Annotated in this window: 25 protein-coding genes and 1 pseudogene; 18 read left to right on the forward strand and 8 right to left on the reverse strand. The window is 39.4% G+C overall.

The features are described 5' to 3' along the window. Positions 1-197: 197 nt before the first annotated feature. On the reverse strand, positions 198-1,943 hold the full coding sequence (locus HYU69_02775) for an ABC transporter substrate-binding protein (GenBank protein MBI2269261.1): 1,746 nt from the start codon (positions 1,941-1,943) through the stop codon (positions 198-200). Positions 1,944-2,109: 166 nt separating this feature from the next. Then, on the reverse strand, positions 2,110-2,877 hold the full coding sequence (xth, locus tag HYU69_02780; GenBank protein ID MBI2269262.1) for an exodeoxyribonuclease III: 768 nt from the start codon (positions 2,875-2,877) through the stop codon (positions 2,110-2,112). 173 nt (positions 2,878-3,050) lie between these two features. Between xth and HYU69_02785 the strand changes: the two genes are divergently transcribed. Both HYU69_02785 and HYU69_02790 read left to right on the forward strand, forming a co-directional pair. Next, positions 3,051-4,793: a CocE/NonD family hydrolase gene (locus HYU69_02785; protein ID MBI2269263.1), complete on the forward strand. Its 1,743-nt coding sequence runs from the start codon at positions 3,051-3,053 to the stop codon at positions 4,791-4,793. Continuing rightward, entirely contained in the window at positions 4,700-4,915 is a 216-nt protein-coding gene (locus tag HYU69_02790; GenBank protein ID MBI2269264.1) for a T9SS type A sorting domain-containing protein, read from the forward strand. Before HYU69_02785 ends, HYU69_02790 begins: the two co-directional genes overlap by 94 nt. A gap of 49 nt (positions 4,916-4,964) precedes the next feature. Here HYU69_02790 and HYU69_02795 read toward each other — a convergent pair whose 3' ends face one another. The 4 genes from HYU69_02795 to HYU69_02810 form a co-directional block, all read right to left on the reverse strand. Continuing rightward, positions 4,965-5,237, reverse strand: coding sequence for a hypothetical protein (locus HYU69_02795; protein ID MBI2269265.1), 273 nt, complete (start codon positions 5,235-5,237; stop codon positions 4,965-4,967). A 423-nt stretch (positions 5,238-5,660) separates the two neighbouring features. Next, a complete protein-coding gene (locus HYU69_02800) occupies positions 5,661-6,071 on the reverse strand; it encodes a YeeE/YedE family protein (GenBank protein MBI2269266.1) in 411 nt (136 codons plus the stop codon). A 4-nt stretch (positions 6,072-6,075) separates the two neighbouring features. Further along, positions 6,076-6,636 carry a YeeE/YedE family protein gene (locus HYU69_02805; protein ID MBI2269267.1) on the reverse strand — a complete coding sequence of 187 codons (561 nt, stop codon included), beginning with the start codon at positions 6,634-6,636 and terminating at the stop codon, positions 6,076-6,078. A 160-nt stretch (positions 6,637-6,796) separates the two neighbouring features. Then, positions 6,797-7,489 carry a hypothetical protein gene (locus HYU69_02810; protein MBI2269268.1) on the reverse strand — a complete coding sequence of 231 codons (693 nt, stop codon included), beginning with the start codon at positions 7,487-7,489 and terminating at the stop codon, positions 6,797-6,799. A gap of 725 nt (positions 7,490-8,214) precedes the next feature. Here HYU69_02810 and HYU69_02815 point away from each other — a divergent pair. After that, positions 8,215-8,613, forward strand: coding sequence for a group III truncated hemoglobin (locus tag HYU69_02815; GenBank protein ID MBI2269269.1), 399 nt, complete (start codon positions 8,215-8,217; stop codon positions 8,611-8,613). 19 nt (positions 8,614-8,632) lie between these two features. Here the strand turns inward: HYU69_02815 and HYU69_02820 are convergent, their stop codons facing one another. Then, positions 8,633-9,094 carry a hypothetical protein gene (locus HYU69_02820; protein MBI2269270.1) on the reverse strand — a complete coding sequence of 154 codons (462 nt, stop codon included), beginning with the start codon at positions 9,092-9,094 and terminating at the stop codon, positions 8,633-8,635. Between the two features lie 126 nt (positions 9,095-9,220). On the opposite strand from HYU69_02820, the gene HYU69_02825 reads away from it, so the two are divergent. From HYU69_02825 to HYU69_02855, 7 genes and pseudogenes are all read left to right on the forward strand, one after another. Beyond that, a complete protein-coding gene (locus HYU69_02825) occupies positions 9,221-9,838 on the forward strand; it encodes a ribosomal large subunit pseudouridine synthase F (GenBank protein ID MBI2269271.1) in 618 nt (205 codons plus the stop codon). Between the two features lie 324 nt (positions 9,839-10,162). Then, the gene (locus tag HYU69_02830; GenBank protein MBI2269272.1) at positions 10,163-10,846 is read left to right on the forward strand and encodes a hypothetical protein; all 684 of its coding nucleotides are present in this window, start codon (positions 10,163-10,165) and stop codon (positions 10,844-10,846) included. 178 nt (positions 10,847-11,024) lie between these two features. Then, entirely contained in the window at positions 11,025-12,332 is a 1,308-nt protein-coding gene (locus HYU69_02835) for a gliding motility-associated C-terminal domain-containing protein (protein MBI2269273.1), read from the forward strand. Positions 12,333-12,522: 190 nt separating this feature from the next. After that, the gene (locus tag HYU69_02840; GenBank protein ID MBI2269274.1) at positions 12,523-13,449 is read left to right on the forward strand and encodes a type IX secretion system membrane protein PorP/SprF; all 927 of its coding nucleotides are present in this window, start codon (positions 12,523-12,525) and stop codon (positions 13,447-13,449) included. A gap of 29 nt (positions 13,450-13,478) precedes the next feature. Continuing rightward, on the forward strand, positions 13,479-14,084 hold the full coding sequence (locus HYU69_02845) for a HutD family protein (GenBank protein ID MBI2269275.1): 606 nt from the start codon (positions 13,479-13,481) through the stop codon (positions 14,082-14,084). 110 nt (positions 14,085-14,194) lie between these two features. Next, on the forward strand, positions 14,195-15,049 hold the full coding sequence (locus HYU69_02850; GenBank protein MBI2269276.1) for a DUF2911 domain-containing protein: 855 nt from the start codon (positions 14,195-14,197) through the stop codon (positions 15,047-15,049). Positions 15,050-15,333: 284 nt separating this feature from the next. After that, positions 15,334-15,507: pseudogene (locus tag HYU69_02855) on the forward strand (helix-turn-helix transcriptional regulator). 9 nt (positions 15,508-15,516) lie between these two features. Here HYU69_02855 and HYU69_02860 read toward each other — a convergent pair. After that, positions 15,517-15,843 (reverse strand): DUF1828 domain-containing protein, encoded by a 327-nt coding sequence (locus HYU69_02860; GenBank protein ID MBI2269277.1) that lies wholly within the window; start codon positions 15,841-15,843, stop codon positions 15,517-15,519. 350 nt (positions 15,844-16,193) lie between these two features. On the opposite strand from HYU69_02860, the gene HYU69_02865 reads away from it, so the two are divergent. The 8 genes from HYU69_02865 (at position 16,194) to HYU69_02900 (ending at position 22,644) form a co-directional block, all read left to right on the forward strand. Next, complete coding sequence (locus HYU69_02865; protein MBI2269278.1) at positions 16,194-17,195, forward strand: hypothetical protein; 1,002 nt, start codon at positions 16,194-16,196, stop codon at positions 17,193-17,195. Next, positions 17,167-18,000: a nucleotidyl transferase AbiEii/AbiGii toxin family protein gene (locus tag HYU69_02870; protein ID MBI2269279.1), complete on the forward strand. Its 834-nt coding sequence runs from the start codon at positions 17,167-17,169 to the stop codon at positions 17,998-18,000. Before HYU69_02865 ends, HYU69_02870 begins: the two co-directional genes overlap by 29 nt. Continuing rightward, positions 17,960-18,280, forward strand: coding sequence for a hypothetical protein (locus HYU69_02875; protein MBI2269280.1), 321 nt, complete (start codon positions 17,960-17,962; stop codon positions 18,278-18,280). The genes HYU69_02870 and HYU69_02875 overlap by 41 nt, the downstream gene beginning before the upstream one ends. 3 nt (positions 18,281-18,283) lie before the next feature. Further along, the gene (gene tnpB, locus HYU69_02880; protein ID MBI2269281.1) at positions 18,284-18,646 is read left to right on the forward strand and encodes an IS66 family insertion sequence element accessory protein TnpB; all 363 of its coding nucleotides are present in this window, start codon (positions 18,284-18,286) and stop codon (positions 18,644-18,646) included. Positions 18,647-18,694: 48 nt separating this feature from the next. Continuing rightward, on the forward strand, positions 18,695-20,185 hold the full coding sequence (locus HYU69_02885) for an IS66 family transposase (protein MBI2269282.1): 1,491 nt from the start codon (positions 18,695-18,697) through the stop codon (positions 20,183-20,185). An 87-nt stretch (positions 20,186-20,272) separates the two neighbouring features. Then, positions 20,273-20,758, forward strand: a complete 486-nt coding sequence (locus HYU69_02890; protein MBI2269283.1) for a recombinase family protein — start codon at positions 20,273-20,275, stop codon at positions 20,756-20,758. Positions 20,759-20,818: 60 nt separating this feature from the next. Continuing rightward, positions 20,819-21,574, forward strand: coding sequence for a hypothetical protein (locus tag HYU69_02895; protein ID MBI2269284.1), 756 nt, complete (start codon positions 20,819-20,821; stop codon positions 21,572-21,574). Next, complete coding sequence (locus tag HYU69_02900) at positions 21,571-22,644, forward strand: nucleotidyl transferase AbiEii/AbiGii toxin family protein (GenBank protein MBI2269285.1); 1,074 nt, start codon at positions 21,571-21,573, stop codon at positions 22,642-22,644. Before HYU69_02895 ends, HYU69_02900 begins: the two co-directional genes overlap by 4 nt. The last annotated feature ends 394 nt before the right edge of the window (positions 22,645-23,038 follow it).

Below are 23,038 nucleotides of genomic sequence, written 5' to 3' on the forward strand. Positions count from 1 at the left end.
TCGGTGTCCATACTATATGATATACACAATAGTAGAAACTATGAGATAACTTTCTATAACGACTCTTTGCCACATTACAAATATACTAGCTTCGCTTTTAACCTTAACCACCGCCATTGGCGGTGGTTTAATGGGAATAATCAAAACGGCCTATCCGCAAAAGCGAACAGGCCGTTCAGAGCATATCTAAAATATATCTACTGTTTTTTCTTTACCTCTTCCTTAGGAATAAAGTAAACCTTCGCCATATCACGATAGTCCATGCCGTTAGCATCGCAATTCTTCACCCATAGCTGTACAAGACGATAGTTTTCCTGGTAGAAAATAGGCATCACCGCTCCGTCGTCCATCGCAACCTGGTCAGCCTGGCGGTACAGATCGAAACGTTTTTTATTGTCAACTTCACGCAAAGCCAACTCAAATAAGGAATCGAACTTCGCGCTTTTATAACGAACGGGGTTCACATAAGAACGATCGGTTGTTTTCTCAGGAACATTTTTACCATACAAAATAGTAAGGAATGTTTCAGGATCCGGATAATCCGCTATCCAGCCTGTTCTCCAGAATAAAGCCTTGCCGGTTTCATAATTCTCCATATGCTCGGCCATTGGCATTACATTGATATCAACGTCTATATTCAGATTTTCTTTCAGCATTTTCTGAACAACCTCAGCTACCTGCACATTACGCTCTCCTCCGCTGTTGATCTGCAGTGTCAGCTTTGGAAAATCTTTGCCACTCGGATAACCGGCCATAGCCAGAAAATGACGGGCGGTATCGGGCTTAAACGAAAAACCTTTCAATGCTTTATTATCGTATTCCTTAAATGAGGGAGGAATGATACCATAAGTAGCCGGAATACCATCGCCCTGGAGCGTGTATGTAACAAGCTTCTCACGGTCAATGGCATAATTGAATGCCAGGCGCACTTCTCTTTTCTTAAAAATATCGCTTTGATGCTGAAAGCCATAATAATCAACGCCCATGGCCGGAACAACCATCATATCAAAACGTGCATTGCCTTCTTTGGCATGATTAAACTCATCTAAAATATCAGGTATCATTTCAATTGGCAAACGGAAGGTCATATCGAGATTGCCTTTTTTGAATTCATACAATTCGGATTTTTTGTCCTTGATGAAGCTGTACTTCAAACCATCCAGGTAAGGCAATTGATTACCGAATTCATCCACATCCCAATAGTTTTTATTGCGCTCCATCACCACCGCATCACCTTCCTTTACATTTCTTACCTGGAAAGGTCCGGTCCCGACACAGGTTACACGCATGTCACTGCCATATTTCGCAACAGCTTCCTGCGGATACAACCAGCAGCCCGGCATGGTTAAAATATTTAAAAAACCGGCGAAAGGAAATTTCAAACTTATTTGCAAGGTATGGTCATCGATCACTTTAACGCCTGAAACTCCGGTGGCTAAAGGCTTTTTGTCAACAGTAGACTGATAGTATTCATCCGCACCCTCTACCCTGCCGCTGAATGTTACTCCGAACTGGTGATTCTCGGGGCTGGCTTCACAAAGTCTGTCGAAACAATATTTGAAATCGGCAGCTGTTATTTCGCGCCCCTTTCCATCCGGAAAACAAGGATCGTCCTGGAACTTAACATCTTTACGTATATAAAAAGTCCATGTCTGGGCATCTTTGGTCTTATCTACCTTTTCAGCCAGGCAATTGGTAATTGAAAGATCTGTTTGCGATAGTTTTACAAGACCCTCGTATGCATTCGCAGCGATGTGTATACTTACAATTTCAGTAACATTAAGGGGATAAAGACTTTTAAAATCTTCTATCTCATTCGACTTAAAAATTCCACCATAGTATACTCCTCCCTTAGCTTCACGTATGCCTCCTTCACTGTCCCTATTACCCCCACACGACCAAAGTAAAGTTGCTGCTAATATTGAAAAGATCGCCTTCTGCATTTGCATATATTTTGTGCGTTTTTAAAGGTCAATGAAATACACCATAAAGTAAAATAAATATGGTTATTTCAAACTTACTTATTTGCCCGTTTTTTACAACCTACAAATATATTTATTTAAACCATATAAACATCAGTTTTTTAACTACTTATCAAAGAGAAGCTGTTTAAAAATCGATTTCAAGTAAAACCGGACAATGGTCTGAATGTTTAGCCTCGGGGAGTATGGCGGCACGTTTAAGCTTATTCTCAAGTGTATGGCTGATCAGGTTGTAATCAATGCGCCAACCCAGGTTTTTGGCTCTGGAATTGGCCCTAAAACTCCACCATGTATAATTATGAGGCTCTTTATTAAAATGCCGGAAAGTGTCGATAAAACCTGTTTTCATGAAATTATCGATCCACTCCCGCTCTTCGGGCAAAAAACCCGAGGAGTTAGCGTTACTTACCGGGTTATGAATATCAATAGGCCTGTGACATATATTATAATCGCCGCAAATGATAAGTTTAGACCGTTTCTTTTTCAGGCTGTCAATGTATTTTTGAAAATCGTCCAGCCATATCATTTTAAAGGCCTGCCGCTCCTCACCGCTTGAGCCGGAAGGCATATATACACTCATCACCGACACATCTTTAAAATCAAGTCTCAATACACGGCCTTCATCATCGTATTTTTTTATACCGCAGCCATACTCCACATGATCGGGTTTTATTTTAGAAAAAACGGCGACACCGCTGTATCCCTTTTTTTGCGCAGGATACCAATACATTTCGTATCCTAATTTTTGGATTGGAGAAGGATCGATCTGATCGGGATTAGCTTTTATTTCCTGCAGGCAAACAACATCGGGGCCGGTGGCTTGCAGCCAATCGATCCAGCCTTTGCTGATCGCTGAACGGATACCGTTCACATTATAAGTAACTATTTTAGCCATAATTCAATCGTTAAAGATTACCATTCTTCAGAATTTAGTAAATATCACCACTATAGGCCCCGGCAAACGAAGATATATGAAAATAAATGCCGTGTGTCCGATCGGACCTGAATTTATTTAACTTAGTTTAAACCTTCGCTCTTTTTAAAAGTCAAAGATCATATTTACTTTATATGAATCCAAAATCCATTCTTTTTTTTATCGGCACAATCCTAGTGCTCAATTCTTATTCTCAACCCCTCAGTCCTAAAATTGTAAATATCCCGATGCGCGATGGAAAAACACTTGCGGCCGACATTTACCGCCCGGATACTGTAAATAAATACCCGGTGATCCTGATCCAGACACCCTATAACCGCATTTTTTATCGCCTGGGCTTGCCACTGGGCACAGGACTGAAACTAAACACCAGTAAATATGCCTTTGTTATTGTTGACTGGCGCTGCTTTTATGGTTCCACTTCGGCCTGTGTAGCCTCACCCGACCGGGGAAAAGACGGGTACGATGTGGTGCAATGGATAGCAGCTCAACCCTGGAGTGATGGCAAGGTAGGCACATGGGGACCATCAGCTTTGGGCAAGATACAATACCAAACCGCTAAAGAAAAACCGGCCAACCTTGTATGCGCAGTTCCTCTGGTTGCGGGTTCGCAATTTAATTATGATGAATATTTTCCGGGCGGAGTATACCGTACCGAATATGTTGAGCAATTGGACGCGCTGGGTTACGGAATGTCGACAACTCTATTGGCAAATCCTGTGTATAACCTTACCTGGCAATTCGCAGAGAACGCAAATATGTATCCTGAATCGATCAATATTCCTGTATTTATGATCGGGGGCTGGTACGATCACAACATATCAGTGATGCTGCAATTGTTCGACAGCCTGAAAGCCAATTCACCTGCAGTCGTAAGAGCCAAACACAAGCTGATGATGGGACCCTGGGCACATGGCGGGTTTGGCGCCACTTATGTAGGATCGGGCAACCAGGGTGAGCTCTCCTACCCCGGCGCAGCGGGCTGGAGCGATTCGCTGGCCCTGCGTTTTTTTGATCATTATTTAAGAGGCGTGAATAACAACTGGGACAACGAACCTGTAATGCGCTACTTTCAGCTTGGCGAGGACAACTGGAATGCCTCCACAACCTGGCCACCTGCTGCTTTACCCGATGTGAAATTATACCTGCATAAAAACGGCTTGCTTGACCCGGCAGTACCAACGGCAGCGAAAGACAGCTCAGTAATAATATACGATCCGCGCGACCCATCACCTACGTATGGCGGCACCACGCTGAAACAGGGATTAAAACAAGGCCCCTACAACCAAAAAGATACGGTAGAAAGCAGGAACGATATACTGATCTTCAGCACACCGGTCTTAACTCAAAATGTAAAACTCAAAGGAACAACCAAAGCGGTATTTTCCGTTTCGTCCGATCGCTTCGACACTGATTTTTCGATCCGTTTAACGGATGTTTATCCCGACGGAAGATCAATGCTGGTAGCGGATGGAATACAAAGGATGCGTTTCAGAAAAGGATTTACGGCAGCCGATACTTCCCGCATTGTTCCCGGACAAACATACCAGGTTCAGATCGACCTTCCATCCACTGCCATTACTTTCCTGGCGGGACACAGGATATGCATTGATATTACTTCTTCCAACTATCCGCGTTTCGACTCCAACCTGAATAACGGTAACAAAATGTATGTCGCAGGAGATACATTGATCGCGACGAACACTGTCTATTTCTACAACACAAAACCTTCCTACATTTCTTTCGCGTTTGAAAATTATCCGACCGGTGTAAAAGAAATGGTATACAATTATTCATTGAACTTAAACAAAGTTTTGCCGAACCTGTTCAGCTTGATGTATTCAGTTCAACCGGTCAACGGGTATACAATATTTTGATGGAAAGCGGCATGAATAAGGAAAAAACAGAAGTTAACACTTCGGGCTGGGATACCGGAATTTACATGATTAGAATCGGTTCAGGTGAGCAGACGCATACACGGAAAATTATCATTGAATAATATTCCGGATATCCGATAGATCGCGCCATGACATCTGGCACAAATACAATTACCGGGCTTGCCTCAGATTCTTTTGCTTGTTCTTAGGTGTTTTGTGGTACGCCTTTTTTTTCGACTTCTTTTTCTTGCCTTTTTTCTTCTTCTTTTTTTTCTTCTTTTTCTTTTTTTTCTTGCCCGATTTGATGGCATAACTTGTCGATAGACCATTTCCACTGCTATCTTCAACGCCATCTTTAATCATTCGGTTGGCGTGATCTGATAAAACATTTGCTTCCGCACTGACCACATAAAAGCATAACAGGGATGCGATAAGTCCGGTCAAAAATATTTTTTTACATGTCCTTCTTAACATATAACCATGCATGAATATCTGTAGAATTTCAAATACGCTTATTCAATTTCAACTGTTTGCTGCAACTAATATAATAAAACATGCGCATATCAGTCTGAACTAAACCACTATGGACTGAAAGTCCATAGGTTGTGGTACAGAAAAAACAAAAATTCTTTCCGCAATACTAAATAAAAAATACTTAGTGGTTCTCTGTGTCACCTCTGTACCTGCACACCGAAGTGTTTTGGCACACAGGTGTGAAACCCTGTGTAACAAAAAAATTACACAGAGAAAAAGGAGTAGTCACAGAGAGCCACAGAGAAAATAATGCTTTAAGAAACTGAAAGTCTTGCACTGAAAGTGCATAGTTTCAACTAACGAATGAGACCAATGAACCGGCTATACAAGTAATTAATGAGGAAGTCTTTTCTGAAAATAACCGTAAACCCATGTTCCGGCAAGGGCGAAGAATAATGATACAATTGCAACCAAGGCCCCTCCGCCGATCTGAATATAAATAGGTGCGGGACATGTTCCTGTGAGTCCCCAGCCAATGCCAAAAAGCGCAGAACCAATAACAGTGCCCTTCGTAAATTTTTTCGGAGAGGTTTGAATTAATTCTCCATCCATACTTTTTACTTTAAATTTTTTCAACAACAAAACCGAAATGGTCGCTACAGGCACCGCTGTCATAAAAAAACCGAATATCTGAAAACCCTGGAAGCGGAACATTTCCTGCATCCTGAACCAGGATACGGCTTCTCCTTTATAAAGCGCCACACCAAATACTATACCGGTTACCATATATAGGAAATTTCTCATACTTCTATTTTAAAATAAGGGGCAACAAAAAATTGGCCGATAATATCCCAAAAGCGAAAAATGTAATTACCGCAATAAGTGATGGCAGCTGAAAAGTAGCGAGTCCGTAAATACCATGACCGCTGGTACATCCATTAGCATAGCGGGTCCCAAAGCCGACAAGAAAAGATCCGCCGGCAACGATGAGCAGATTTCTCCAGCTGAATAAAGCATCCCAACTGAATATCTCAGCAGGAAGAATGCCCTGCTGATGGGACACGCCCATTGCGTTAATGTCGTTAATTGTTGATGAAGACAGAACAGGCAGGTTCGGATCATTCAGAATAAAACCTCCTATAAAACCACCGATGAAAAGACCGACAATAAAATACACTTTCCATATTCCGGCCTTCCAGTCAAATTTGAAAAACTCAATATTGGCGGGAAAACACATGGCGCAAAACTGCTTTAAGCTGGATGAAACTCCAAGCGGTTTATTTCCGAGGATCAATAATAGCGGAACGCACAAACCAATCACAGGCCCTGATACATACCAGGACCAGGGTTTACTTAATAGCTCTAACAACTGCTGCATAATCGTACAAGGTTTACAAAGATAGCGTTTTGCTCTCAGAAAGATCCCGATGGGTTTTCCAAACTACCGGAGATAAGCTTATTTAGCTCTGCAACAAAGGATTTACGTACTGAACAGTAATTCTGAAATATAAAGAGAAAATTATTATTCCCTACTGCACAGCCAGTTGTCTGGCCTGCAATGATTCAACAACTTTTCTTTGAGCATCAACTTCCTTAGTTTTATTCTCGTGGTCCGTTTTATTGATCACAAGTTCTTCTTCCTCTCTTTTGATCTTTTCTTTGAGCTCTTCTATTTTTTGCTTGTTGGTCTCAACATCCTTATTCAGGGTTTCATTCTTTTTCACCAGGTTCTTTTGCTCATCGCTAAGTTTATCCAGCACTTTTTGCGCGGCTTTTAACTTATTAGCGATAGCATCCCTGGTGGTTTTTACTGCAAAATCATTAACGATCTGCTTTATTTCCCTGAATTGCTCAGGATGCAGGATGGAACTGAGATACGCGCCGCCCAAGTTAAACCCAATTATAAAACGGGTCTCGCCCTCCTTTATTTTTTCAGAACGCGCATACATATCAATCGTATTATTGCTGATCGATTTAATGACCGCATTATCCGAGAATATAACATCCTCCATGGTTGAGACTTTCGCTTTATACGATTTCGTTAACGCCTTCCAGTCGCTTTCAATTTCTTCGGGGGTGGCTTCACTGATGATAACCGCCAACACATTGTTCTTCGCACCGGGTTCGCCGATACGCTCAACAGATTCAGTGATCTTTATTTTTTGCGCAAAACAGGTGCCAACAAATACACTTATAAAACAGAATGCTACGTATTTTTTCATGGTCGTAAATTTTTAAAAAATTCTATAACATCTAAGTTAGTAAAATAGTGAATTGGTTAAACCGTCAGAAAGCTTATATGAAATCAGGAGATCTACCTGACCAAGCTGAATTACTTTTAAGTGAGAAAGCCATTTGGGAAATAAACATTTACATAAAAAGTTCCGGCACTCAGATCAATTCATCCATGGTTCGCCAGCGGACTTCAAATTTTATACTTTTTTGTTTTATAGCTTCGCGCAGACCAATCCCACCAGCTTCTAGACAAATAAGGAAAAAGGAAACACCCAGAAATATTTCAATGTTTTTGTTCATTGCATTTACCGTAAATACGGTAACGCTATGAATGAATTGATTATTGCACGAAGAACTGTCGCAGACTTTTTAAATTAATACATTCACTTAAAATTATCCCAGGTATGGCCCTTGTGTTGTCCTGTTTTGCCGGCTTTCGAAGTGTGGCAACCTGTTACTATTATCATAGCTATAAAACTGATCATAGCCAGAACATAAAATCGCTTCTTCATTTGCTGATGGATTTAAATAAAATTGTATTATCTAAATGTAATAAAGAAATCCTGAAAATTATAAAAATTCACACCTGAATTAAATCGATCCATAGTGAATCCTTTGGCAAAAACGTAGGACCATAGGTTACTTTTGTTTTTATATGTAATTTCATTCTACCAGTTCAACTGCTACTCTCTTGCAAATAGTAATTTCGGAAATGAACAAACACGACATATCAACAGAAGCCGACATTAAACTGCTCATCGACTCATTTTACAAAAAAGTCATTGCCGACCCGACCATAGGATTTATTTTCACGAATATAGTGGCCTTGTCGTGGGAAAAACACATCCCGATAATGAATTCATTCTGGGGTTCGGTACTGTTAGGAAAAAATACGTATTCTGGGAACCCAATGATAAAACATATTGAACTGGACAAAAAGATCATGCTCAAAAAAGAGCATTTTGATAAATGGCTTCTGCTTTGGGAAGATACAGTTCACGAAAATTTTAGCGGTGAAAATGCCAGAGAGGCCATTTCAAGAGCAAAAAACATTGCGTCCTTAATGCAATTTAAAATTGAGCAAAATCAGGTGACAAACAATAAAGCATGAATAGCCAACTTGTTTTTTCTTAAGAAACTGCTTCGATCAGATAATTTGTCCCCTTAATTTCGACTGAATCCTTTATTCGTAACCCCATCAATTTAACTCCGAGCGGAGATAACGGAGAGATCGCCATTACTACCTTTCCTTCAACAGAAATTTTTCCGAACGCAATACTTAAAAACAGGTAGCCCTTATTTGTTTTTACCATACTGCCCTTTACTACCAGTGAAGAATTAAAACAGGGATCAATTTTTTCAAGTAAGATTTTTTGCTCCAACACTTCCTTTAATTGCTTGCCAATGGTCTCCTGCTCTATCTGTATCATCGCACGCCCTGTTTCGTGCTTATCACCAGCCGAACTTTTGGTATCGTTCTTTGAGCTTTCACCCAACTCGTGAAGTATGGTCCTCAGCGCATGTATCTTACCGTTCAACAAGTGAACGCAGTGCTCATATACTTTTTGTTTAAAACGAACAGTCCTAATCATACCCTATAAATGTACCACAAAACAAAGGACCCTTGCAACAGGCCGGTTTAATAAAGAAAAGTAAGAGCATGACTATTTTTTAAGAAAATCCCATGCATTCTCCTATTAAATACGGAATTTTACACTATGAAGGTCAACGATCTCCTCGTTAAACTTTGCCGCGTTTCAAAAGATGAAGCAAGCTCATATATTGAAAACAACCGGGTTCAGGTAAACGGACGGAAAGCTGTACAAAAAGAATACCTGCTGGAAACAGATGCTGTGGAACAGGATGGAAAACTATTACGCGAAGCCGTTGTTTACAGATATTACGCCTTCTATAAACCCCGCGGTATTGAATGTACCCTGAACCCCGCTATTGCAAACAACCTGCGCGAGCTCATTCCTTTTCCGGGTCATTTTTACCCGGTAGGACGGTTGGATAAACAATCGGAAGGATTATTACTCATCACCAACGACGGAGATTTATACCAGCAAATCGCTCTCTCTGAAAACCGAAAGAAAAAAGAATACGAAGTGACGGTGAATAAAGCGCTCAGCGATGTTGTAACACGAATCGATTCTCATTCTTTCCGGATCATACTAACGCAGGGCCTTAACAGGCAGATCCGCAGAATGTGCCATACATTGGGATTGGAAGTGAACTCACTGAAACGAATTCGTATCTCATCTGTAACACTGGACGGGTTAAAGCCGGGAGAATACAGGGAGTTAAGAATAGAAGATATTAGTCCAAATTTATAGTGCCGCAAATTTCAATTAAAAAACATGTGAACAAAGTAACTTATAGCCAAAATTGTGTAACACATGTCCATTTAAATTGTCCACCTTTGACATGAAGGAGTTTGAGTTTGCCTTCACCGCATGTAAAGCGGTTCATTCCATATAGTTATTAGATATTATACCGAATAAGAATATTATATGGAATTTTCAGAAAAAAATTTGGTGAACATTTTGAGCTTTCGTGCTTTTGTGGCAAATGGATTTTCGCCACAAAAGCACCAAAACACAAAAGCCCACCAAAAATCCTTATTAGGTATAAACTCTATTATCATTTAATTTAAACCTATGTGCTTTTCGGCAAATGCGAGTTTCGGGGCAAGTATTGTTTTATCGGCAATAGGCGTTGCCGCCATCAGAAAAGTACAACATAAATCACAAATTCCTTTCGCAGTTATTCCATTAATATTTGCCGTGCAACAAATAACAGAAGGTTTTTTGTGGTTATCATTGCCCGATCCGGCCAAAAGTGCCACTTCACATGCTTTAACAATTATTTTCTTCTTCTTCGCGCAGGTGATATGGCCTCTTTACGTTCCATTGTCCATATTACTCCTTGAAAAGAAGGGTACGCGTAAAAATATCCAAAAAATATTGGCAGGATTGGGCGCAGTTGTATCCTTGTATCTTGGATACTGCCTTTTAACTTATTCTGTTCAGGCACGAATAACCGGACACCATGTGTTATACATAAGAAATTATCCGCCTGTTCTCCAGAACATAGTTGCAGTGTTTTATATTATTTCCATAATTGCGCCATCCTTCTTCTCGCATATAAAAAGGATGTGGATGCTCGGAGTAACGATCATAATTTCTGCAGCTATCACGGAACTATTTTATGAAAACTATTTTGTTTCTGTTTGGTGTTTTTTCGCTTCACTGTTAAGCCTGTCGATATATGCGGTTATGCTGGAGATCCAGGATCCGGAAACGAGAATTTCGTCCCCAACGGTGAATTACACAGCCCTGTAATTCCGTTTGAAACCCCATATTTACCGCTTATACCCTCCCGGATCCATTCGAATCTCTCATGAGAATTATTTCGACAAAACATAAAAAGCCTCTGATATTTTCCTTAGATTTAAATGAAATTAACGTAAATATTTTTTCAATTATTACAGTGAATAGCTGAATCATTAAAACCCTACGAATGAATTTCATCCGATCTCTGTTCTTTTTATTTTTACTTATCGCCGCCCCGCTTCTCGAAGCGCAAATTACAATTACAGATACCGACATGGTAACCGTAAATGATACCATACGACTGAGCGTTCAACAATCACTTATAAATTTCGATGAAACCCTGACCGGCCCGAATTATACCTGGAACTACGACTTTCTTATTCCCGATTCACAGCGCGTAGAAAAGATGCTCGTTCCGGCAAGTACCGGCTATCCCTTTGTCGGCTTTCTTTCCACTTACGCCAGGCCCGATCCTAACCCCGATCCGATCCCTTTTATTTTATTAGGCTCCGTCCCTACCAATGCTTATAAGTTTTACAAAAAACAAACCTCACAATTAACTATTCCTTTCCATGGGATAACCACCACAGGTATTGCTATACCAATGCCTATTACACCTGCTGATGTGGTTTATAAATTTCCCATGAATTATGGCAATACGGATTCTTCATTATCCGGCTTCTCCTATCCTGTCGCGGGTGTTGGTTATTTTCGAAAAAGGCAAAAACGTGTTAATACAGTTGATGGCTGGGGACAACTTACCACACCCTATGGCACATTCAATACTATTCGGGTTAAAACTGTCATCAACATAACTGACTCAATATTCCTTGATACACTTGGCTTTGGTTTTAATTTACCTCAACCTCCCCGCTACGAATATAAATGGTGGGCCAAGGGAAGTAAGTTGCCTGTACTTGAAATTGATGCCACCGGATCAATAATAGGCAACGGCTTTACCGTTACCGGTGTTTTGTATAAGGATAGTATATTAACTACTATGAATATCGCTGTTCAAAGCAACAATACATGCCCCACTGCAAAGCAGGGATCTGCTGTTGCTACTGTTACAGGTGGTCGTTCACCGCATACCTATAGCTGGAGTACGGGGGAAAATACTGCAAGTATAAATGATCTTGAAGAAGGATCGTATAAGGTTACCATTACCGACCGGTATGGTAATACCGCCACCGACAGCACAAAAGTTGATGTAAAAATTGAAGATCCGGCGTGCCTGAATATTCCATCGGGCTTTTCCCCGGATGGAGATGGGGTAAATGATCTTTGGAACATACGTGCATTGAGTGAATTTAAGAATTGTAAGGTGGAGGTTTTCAACCAGTGGGGCTCACTGATATTCAGCTCAAACGGGTACACCACTGCCTGGGACGGGAAATATAACGGGCAGCAGGTTGAAGCGGGCACCTATTATTTTGTGCTGGATCTTGGCAATGGCAGCCCTAAACGCACGGGCCCGGTAACTATAATCAGGTAACAACACGGATAACATCAACATGACACCTTCCAAAAAAAATTTCATAATACCTCAGGCCGCGCCGGTTTGGAGCTTTCGTGATTTCGTGGCTAAAACCCAAATGCTGCAAAAAAGCCGAAATATTAAAGTCCACCAAAAAGTTTTACTTATTATAAAAATTATCATTCAGGACATAAAAAAATATTTTCAGATGCGAAATTTAATTGTCACATTATCAATCTTCATCTGTGCCGCCGTCAGCGCTCAGGAACTTCCCGGGTTCAGTATGTATCTTCAGAATGATTTCATACTGAATCCCGCTATAGCCGGCACAAAAAATTTTGTCCCGGTATCCGTTTCACACCGCAGCCAATGGATCAATTTTAATAACGCCCCGACCACACAACTGGCCAGCGTACATGGAGGAGTGAATGGAAAAGCCGGAGTAGGACTGGCACTCATTAATCACACCGCTGGTCCAACAGGGATGATGTCGGCGCAGTTCTCTTATTCATATAGAGTAAAATTTACGGAAAAAATAAATTTTTCATTTGGTTTGGCTCCGATAATCATACAACATTCGGTGAACAAAAATAAAATATCACTTGACGAACAAAATGACAATACGTTTAACCGCATGAGCAGCAAAACGATCACTGCCGATCTGAATACCGGTTTCTATTTGTACAGCACGAACTATTATGTCGGACTTTCTGTTTTGCAGGTTGCCGGCAACAAACTCAGAAGTGGTGATGACCTGTTTAAGGAACAATTAAAAAGGCATTACCTGCTGCAAGCAGGTATTGATCGCGCCATAGGCGAAAAATACATCCTTACCCCATCATTACTTGTAAAATTCATTGAAAGCGGAGCTCCGGTCCAGTTTGATGTAAATATAAAAGCGACTTACAACAAATTATTCTGGGGCGGCTTATCCTACAGATTCTCCGGCTCCTCAGAGTTCAATGAATCAGCCATTGTATTTGTGGGCGTCACTAAAAATAATTTTTCATTTGGTTATTCGTACGACTACAATTTTGGTTCTATTGGTCAGTTCAGCAGCGGATCGCATGAATTGTTCCTGTGCTATCGCATACCTTATCAACTTAACAAGGAGATTACTGAACCGGCTAAATAAGTATTGCTAAACCGGTAATTCGTTCAGTAATGTCAAAATTACTTCATATTAAAAAAACGCAATTAAAAACCGCAACCTGGGCCGGCGGAACCACCACACAACTTTTTATTTTTCCCGAAAGCGCTGAGTACACAAAATTTAATTTTGATTTCCGCATCAGTTACGCCACAGTCGAAGTGCCCGAATCAACTTTTACCTTTATGCCTGGTGTTACAAGGCATCTAATGATACTGAAAAGTGTACTTGACATTGATCACACCGACCGCTACCAAAAACAACTCAACAGGTTTGATATTGATGTATTTGACGGAGAATGGCCAACCAAAGCGAAAGGCAAGGTGACCGATTTTAACTTAATGACCAGGGGGAAAACAACAGGGCATATTGAATCACATCAATTGCCTTCTACCGGTTCAAAAAGCATTTTGCCTGATAAAAATTTTAACTACACCGGTATTTATTTGTTCGCCGGCTCTATGAACGTAAAAGCAGAACACGACAATTTAATTATGAATGAGGGCGACTTTGCACTGTTTACGACCGAAACAGCTGAACAAATTGAGTTGAATACAAGCTCTCCTTGCGAAATAATTATTGCAAGGGTAAAATTAAACCCGGGTTCAGTGGCCGCTTAAAGTATAAGGGTAGCATAAATAAAATCTAAAGCAGTTCCTGTGCCGTAAATAATACTATTTTTGTCACCTGTTCAATTCATTGAAAACTTTTCATCTAAAAATAAATACCTATGAAAATCACCAACCTTAAAACAATTGCTTTAGCCGCATTCACATTCGTTTCCTTTTCAATGAGCGCGCAACAATTAAAAACACCTGTGCTTAGTCCAACTCAAACATTAAAACAAAATTTCGCATTGGGCGAGATCGGGATCGAATATTCACGCCCGAGCGCGAGGGGACGTGTGGTGTACGGCGAGGTAGTTCCTTTCGATAAGATCTGGAGGACCGGTGCCAACGCCTGTACAAAACTTACTTTCAGCGATAAAGTAAAAGTGGAAGGCAATGATGTACCTGCAGGAACCTATTCACTTTTTACTATTCCCGGCCAAACTGAATGGACCATTATTGTAAACAAAAACGCTAAACAGGCAGGGACAGCTAATTACAAACAGGAAGAAGACCTGGTTCGCTTTAAAGTAAAGCCCACACCACTTATCGACAAAATCGAAACATTCACGATCAATGTAACAGATATTACAACTACAAGCGTCAACATTGAACTTACCTGGGAAAAAACGAGAATCGCCTTTAATGTAACAGCTGCGATTGACAGCGTGATAATGAAAAACATTGAAACAGCATTGGCAGCAGACACACGCCCCTATTTCTCGGCCGCCGGCTATTATTATGATAACGGAAAAGACCTGAACAAAGCCCTTGAATGGAGCAACAAAGCCATTGAACAAAACCCTAAAGCGTATTATGTTGTGCACCTCAAAGCCAAGATTCAGGTAAAACTGAAAGACTACAAAGGCGCCATTGCAACCGCCGAACAATCAATGGCCCTGGCAAAAGAAGCAAAGAGTGATGAGTATGTTAAAATGAATGAGAAACTGATTGAGGAAGCGAAGAAAGGAAAGTAATTGCTGTCTATCAAATCGGGCAAGTCAAGGTGTTGCATGACACTTTGGCTATGGAATGGATTGTATTAGCCTGAAATTATTATGTACTCCCAAACGACACATTGTAAATATGTGTGCCAATTTTCGCATTTTTTCGACATATCATAAAAGCCAATAAGATGACGGATTTTACCAAACCATACAATAATTTGTCCTTAGTGCCTCCTAAAGTAGATGTTGAGACTAAACAAATATTACAGAAAGCAATTACAGGCCTCATGAATCATTGAAAGCATGTTAAATCTCTCCGAGTTAAAAAAGGACTTACTGGTGCAGAACTCGCTAGGCGTTGCTTTATGGATAAGCAAAACATTTCTAAACTGGAGAAGGGACAATTCAATCCTTCACTGTATTATCTCAAGAAAGTATGTGAAAGATTGGAAATAGATTTGGATGAGCTTCTAAAAGGCTTTAAATAAGAGCTGCCTTTACTCTTTTCTTTCCCGTTGGAGAAATACTTTTGCATCATTTTTAAAATCTTGAAGCGAGGTAAATTGTTTATCACAAGTATTGGTAAGCCTCGTTCGATCTTTCTTGGGCAATGTATCATAAGAATAAGAAAGTCTCATAAGAGTTTGTCCAAAATCGCACAATTCATACCCACCATTTGATTTAGGAACGACAAAAACATCTATCATATCTCCATCCTCATGGTAAATGGGCAGATATAACTGATAGATGCCAGGTCTTTTTTCTTCAACCTTTATCTTCTCATTAAAGTTCGACTTTATTTTTTCTAATATTTCGTTCATCATTATAGTTCAAGTGCAATTTGTCCACTCGGTAATGGAAAATATTTAGTTCGATAAGATCAGTATAAGCCTGTATAATGGTAGTATAACCCTACTTTTCTACTGTATAACTGTGGAATGACTGTGTTTTTTTATGGTATAACTACAGTATAAGCCCACTTTTTTATGGAATAAGGCTGGAATAAATCGGTATGACCGGAGAATGAATAAGGACCGGATAGAATATCACCAAACTTTGGCAAAAAAGGAAGGTAATTGCCGAAGTTTGGTAAATCTCATTAAAATTTGCTCAATTAAATAATGTTCACTATATTTGTTCGTTCACGTTTTGTGAACATTATTATAAAATGAACATGAAAGAGGCTAATTTGATAAATATCGCACTTGAAAACCTTTTTAATGCCACCGGCTTACGTGGTAAATGGAAGGGAAATGGGATAAAAGAATTGGATGGAAAATTGGAGTTCGTTATTGGAAACAAACATCCGGTCTTTAACCTGGAGGTAAAAAAAGAATTCCGAAACCACCACCTCCCTATTATAATGGAGCATGTAAAAAAGTGGGATCCGCTTATGTTAGTGGCAGAAAAAATATTTCCAAAAATTAAAGAAGAACTCCGAAAACAAAAAATCGCCTACCTCGAAACCAACGGAAATATTTATCTGAACGCTGATGAACAGTTTGTATGGTTGGAAGGCAATAAAGCATTAACCACACAAGGCGAAAAAGTAAATCGTGCTTTTACAAAAACAGGCGCTAAAGTGATTTTCCTTTTTTTATTAGAAGAAAATTTTATCAACCTACCCTACCGTGATCTTGCTGAAAAGGCTGATGTAGCATTAGGCAACATCAACTATATTATGAACGGATTGAAAGAAATGGGGTTCATCCTGAAAATAAATAAAGAAGAAGTGAAGCTTACCAATAAAAAAGAATTATTGGAAAAATGGATGGCAGCTTACGAAGAGAAGTTGAAACCACATTTGTATGTAGATACTTTCCGCTTTCTTAAAGAGGAAGATTTTTTAAACTGGAAAAAACTGCCATTAAAACATGGTGAAACGTATTGGGGAGGTGAGCCAGCAGGTGATTTATTAACCAATTATTTAAGACCCGCCATGTTTACTTTATATACCAATGAAACAAGGGCTGATCTGATGAAAAATTATAAATTAGTTCCTGATAAGGCGGGTAATATTAAAGTATATAAAAAGTTCTGGGAATTAAAGGAGATAGACAAGGCTAATCATGTGCCGCCTTTGCTGGTATATGCTGACCTTATGAATACAGGTGATCCAAGAAATATTGAAACGGCACAAAAAATTTATGAAAGATTCCTTCAAAATAAATATTGAGCAACTCCGGCAAGAAGGGTTAAAAGAGCTTTTCGAGGCTCTTGAAAGAGCATTTAATGCTCTGAAAATTGACTTCTATCTGGTTGGTGCTATTGCAAGAGATACTTGGTTTGTTCACAATGGTATGCGTCCTTCAGGAACAAAAGATGTGGACTTTGCTGTTTTTATTCCGGCAAAAGAAGATTTTGAGAAGTTGAAAAAGCACCTCAAAGAAAAAGAGGGATTCAATGATTCTACACAAAACGAATTTGTTCTGTTTAGCCCCAAAGGATTGCAGGTAGATTTATTACCCTTTGGTGAAATAGAAGTGGAAGGTAAAGTAATGCTTGAAGGCAAGGGCTTCGCTAAAATAGCGGTGAATGGCTTTAGGGAAGTTTACGAAAACGGAACTCATCCTGTTGAATTTGATAAACATACCTTTAAAGTTTGCTCCTTGCCCGGTATTGTTATCCTTAAACTGATCGCTTATGATGACAGGCCACAGGAAAGGCAAAAGGATATTGAAGACGTACGTTTGATCCTCGATCATTATTTTGATATTGAAAGTGATATTATATACGAAAATCATAATGATCTTTTTGAGAACAATGCGGAGCTTCCTCATATTGCTGCAAGGGTATTGGGCAGACAAATGAAACTTATTCTTGATCGTTCTACTGACCTAAAGCAAAGAGTGATTTCTATATTAGAAGTATCCGCCCAACGAAGTACATCTTGTTTGAGTTTTAGTCAGGTAGTATTTTTGTGCATAAACCAATATGCACATGAACGAAAAACAACTTACATTCCGCCAAGCAAAACTTGAACTGATAGCCAGTTGGCCATCCAGTGGCCTTAGTGTATCAGAGTTTTGCAAACAAAATAATTTTCCCGAACACCAGTTTTATTACTGGAATAAAATACAAAAGGATAAGAAACAGGGAAGCCGATCCAAGCTGGCGAATAATTTTGTTCCGGTAAAAGTAGTAAAGCAGAAACAGGAAGCGCCTACAGGCCTCATTGTGGAATTAGTTTACCCCAATGGAATAAAGCTAAAATTCTACTCACCGATAAATTTTTCAGAATTACGATCCCTTACCAAATAAAAAATGCTGAGCATATCGCCGGCGTACCGCTATCATTTGTACCGTAAAGCAACTGATATGCGAAACGGCTTTGATGGACTATGCGGATTGGTACGCAATGAATTTTTGCAAGACCCACTAAGCGGTGATGTATTTATTTTTTTAAACAAGCGGAAAAACCTGATCAAACTTTTAACCTGGCAAGGAGATGGCTTTGCTATTTTTTATAAACGATTAGAAAAAGGCACTTACGAAATCCCTGATATAAATTCTGATTCATTAAGTATAGAAATCACGAGCCAACAAATGCTTTTGATCAATGAAGGGATCCGACTTTCGTCAGTAAAAAAACGCATGCGTTATCAACGTAATATTGTTTACAAATAGTGATGAAACATCAATGAAATCAGTACGTTCATCACCTATCTTTGACTGGTGATCGAAACGTATAAAAATAGCTCCAAAGAAGAACTCATCACCGAATTAATTGAACAAAATTTTACCATCACCCAACTCAAAGAACAATTAGCACAGATTAAGAAACTTGTTTACGGAAGCAAAAGCGAACGCTTTGTTCCCCCAGTAAATCCCGAGCAGATCATTATTGATTTTGATTTACCCTCAGATAAATTAGAGCAAGTCGGAAGATTACAAAACATTGCTTACATGCGTCGTCAGGCAAAGAAAAATAAAACTGTTTCCACAGGCAGAATGTCTATCCCTGCTCATTTGCCAAGAGTTGAAATAATCATAGAACCCAAAGAAGATGTAACAGGTTGGGTGAAAATAGGTGAAGAAATTACAGAAGAACTGGAACTTAAGCCGGCAGAGTTTTTTGTAAACAAATATGTTCGTTCAAAATATGCCAAAGCAAACGGGGAAAGGATTGCGATCGGAGAACTGCCATCACGCCCGATAGATAAAGGAATCCCTGGACCAAATTTTTTAGCAACAATCATCACCGATAAATATTTAGACCACTTGCCACTGTATCGCCAACTAAAACGTTACGAGCGAATGGGAATCAAGTTAAATGATTCTACTTTTTCAGATTGGGTGCAACAAACGGCCAGATTAATAGAACCACTGTACGATGAATTAAAAAGGCAGGTGCTTAATGAACATTATCTGCAAGCCGATGAAACCCCGATCAAGGTTTTAGATCCTGATAAAAAGCAAGGGACAACGCACAGAGGGTATTACTGGGTTTATCATTCACCACAAAAAAGATTGGTGTTGTTTGATTATCAGCAAGGACGAGACAGAGGTGGTCCATCAGAAATCCTCAAAGACTTCAACGGATTTTTGCAGACCGATGGCTATGGCGTTTATGATGATTTTGATAAAAAGGACAACATTACTCAACTCAATTGCTGGGCGCATGCCCGCCGGATGTTTGATGAAGCGAAAGATAACGACAAACAAAGAGCAGAGTTCGCATTGATAAAAATACAGCAGCTGTATGAGCTTGAGCGCAAAGCAAAAGAAGAATTCTTTACCCATGAGCAGCGTTGTGTACTTAGACAAGAACAGGCATTGGCTGTGCTGAATGAATTGGAGCAATGGCTCAAAGTGAACATTATACAGGTAACGCCCAAAAGTTTAATTGGCAAAGCGATTGCTTACACGTTGGTGCGATGGGAAAAACTATACCGTTACACGCAATACGGAGAACTGGAGATCGACAATAACTTAGTTGAAAATGCGATTCGTCCGGTGGCACTGGGAAGGAAAAATTATTTGTTTGCCGGATCGCATCAGGCGGCGCAACGTGCAGGAATGATTTACAGTCTGCTTGCCAGTTGCAAACACAATGGCATCGAACCCAACGGTTGGCTAAAAAATATTCTTAAAGTTTTGCCTGATCATAAAGCCAATCAATTACATCTGCTTTTACCACAAGCCCAAAACGTGGTTCAAAATTAAGGGTGGCTAAAAAATGATCTATCTTGCCCAGTATTTGCGTGGGTTTTACATTTACAAAAACAGGTTCAGTAAAAACGAACGATACTAATGACTACTAACGTTTGTTTACTGATCCGTGTGAGTTCTGAAAAACAAGATACCCGCAGGCAACTTATTGAACTCACCGATTTTTGCAAGAAACATAAATACAAAATCGTTCGTACTATATCCAGTAAAATATCCGGCAGCAAAACCAACACCAACACCGACAGACCAGATCTGATCGAACTACTCCATGCAGCTAAACGAAAAGAATTTACAAAAGTGCTTGTCACCGAAATAAGCAGACTTGGAAGGAAAGCGAAAGATATACGCAACACCATCGACAGGCTTCACGAACAAAAAATCTCAATCGTATTTAAAAACTTTGTAGGCCTTGAAAGCCTGGATGAAAAAAATAACGAAACGTTTGTTACCAATATAATTATCTCCATCTACGCAGAGCTTGCACAAGAAGAACGAAAGCTATTAAGTGAGCGCACAAAAAGCGGACTTGTTGCACATATAATATCGTTACTGCATGTATTATTATGAAATATTTGACAATAAATATACTTTATTGTCAAATTTTACATATATTTGTGCCATATAAAAATGTATAAAACTAAACTATCCATAGAAAAATCATTAAGAGAAGCCTTCGGCAGTAAGAAGTTTTTTAGCCGTCAGGAGCTGTATGATCTTTACAAAAAATCGGAACCTGAACTTAATGAAAGTACGTTCGGGATCAGGGTGCATCGTTTGAAAGAGCAGAATATAATTCGTGTTTTGAGGACAGGCATTTATTCTCTTTCGCAGAAACATACTTATCTGCCTCCGGTAGAAGAGAGGCTTGAAAAAATATACCGGGAAATAACAGCGAAATATCCCTACCTGAATTTATGCGTGTGGAATACCCGATGGATGAATGATTTTATGATTCATCAAGCCGGGCGTTTTATTTGGTTTGTGGAAGTTGAGCCGGAAGGAGCAGAATCTATTTTTTATTTTCTGAGGGATAATGGATACTCAAACACTTATCTGCAACCTGATGAAAAAATAATGAGTCAGTATGTTTATCAGGAAACAGAAACTATTATCGTTAAATCGCTGATTAGCAAATCTCCTCTCCAAAAAAGCAATAACGTTGCAATCCCAAGACTGGAAAAGATATTGGTAGATATTTTTTGTGAGAAAATTCAACTTAGTTCTTTCAGGGGAGAGATGGAAAATATTTTTAAAACAGCTTACGAACAATTTGATATAAATTTCTCGGTACTTTTGAACTATGCAAATCGCAGAGGAAAAAAGAAAGAGTTGATCGAATACATGAAACAGAATACCATTACCCCTGAAGGTTTATTTACATGATAGCAGGAGAATCATATACCGCCCAGTGGATAAAGTCAAGGCGTGAAAGCCATTCTAAAGCTGATCCCAGCATTATAGAAAAGGTTATTTATGCTTTGTCGCTCGTTGAGCAACTCTCTCTTGCCAAATTGAATTTTGTGTTCAAGGGTGGTACTTGCCTGTTTTTATTATTACCTGAACCAAGACGATTTTCAATTGATGTGGACATTGTTACTACCGAGAGTCGTGCAAAAATTGAAGGTATTCTCAATGAAATAACGGCTAAAGGTGTTTTTACAAAATGGTCGTTGGATGATATAAGAAGCTATAAGCCCGGTGTTCCGAAAGCACACTACCACTTACATTTTTATTCTAATGCCGAACAAAAAGAAAAGGATGTTATGCTCGACATACTTTACGAAAAGCATAATTACCCCGAAATTATTGATGGAAAAATACAATCTCCCTGGCTGCAAACAGATGGCAGTCCCACACTTGTAAAAATACCAACTATTGATTCTATCACTGGGGACAAGCTAACTGCATTTGCTCCTGAAACCATTGGCATTCAATACGGGCGTAAGAAAGAAATGGAAATTATCAAACAACTTTTCGATATAGGAACTTTGTTTGATCTTATTCAAAATATAGAAATCGTTAAAAAAGCTTTTGACATTGTTTCCCGTCAGGAAATAGGATACAGGTCGGAAAAGAAAATCACAATAACCAGTGTGCTGGATGATACTATTTCCACAGCCCGCATCATTGCATTCAGGGGTGTTCATTCGGACGATGCCGGAAAAACCAAGTTCCCTGAAATAGCTGCCGGACTGGAAGAAATAAAATCATACATTTTTACTGCTCCCTTTCGTATTGATGATGCTATAACGGCATCTGCAAAAGCAGCGTACTTGGCAGCAATAATAAAAACGAATCAATCGAAATTCCTGAAATATAGTCCTGATATAAATATTGGCGACTATATGCTTACCGATCCCGCCTACAACAAACTCAATAAATTAAAAAACATTCCGGGCGGAGCTTTATTTTATTGGTATCACACCTTAAAACTCCTGAATAAGCCTGAATAAGCCTGTATGAAGGCGGTATATGCCTGAATGAGCTTGTATAAAAGTGGTATATGTAAGGGGATTTCAGGGAATGGATTTCAATTTTTTCGAGAACTCGATGATCTTCACAAAATCTTGTATAAATTCGTTCGACTTTTCAGGGGAGTGGTCTACTAAAGCGGACTTAACGAGAGAAATCTTGTTAGGTCTGTTCTTTTTTTTCGGCCAAATGCTTTGACAACACATTCGGTCTTGGGTTTCGATCAAATTTATTTTTATACCAATTATAAATAAAATTAAGTCCAATATTTGCAGAATAGATTTTTTTATTATATTTGGACTAAACTATAAATATAACAATATGTCATTCGCAAAAACAATACACATCAAAGAGAGTGTGAAGGAATTATCCCAG

The sequence above is a fragment of the Bacteroidota bacterium genome (assembly GCA_016183775.1).
Taxonomy (GTDB): domain Bacteria; phylum Bacteroidota; class Bacteroidia; order JABDFU01; family JABDFU01; genus JABDFU01.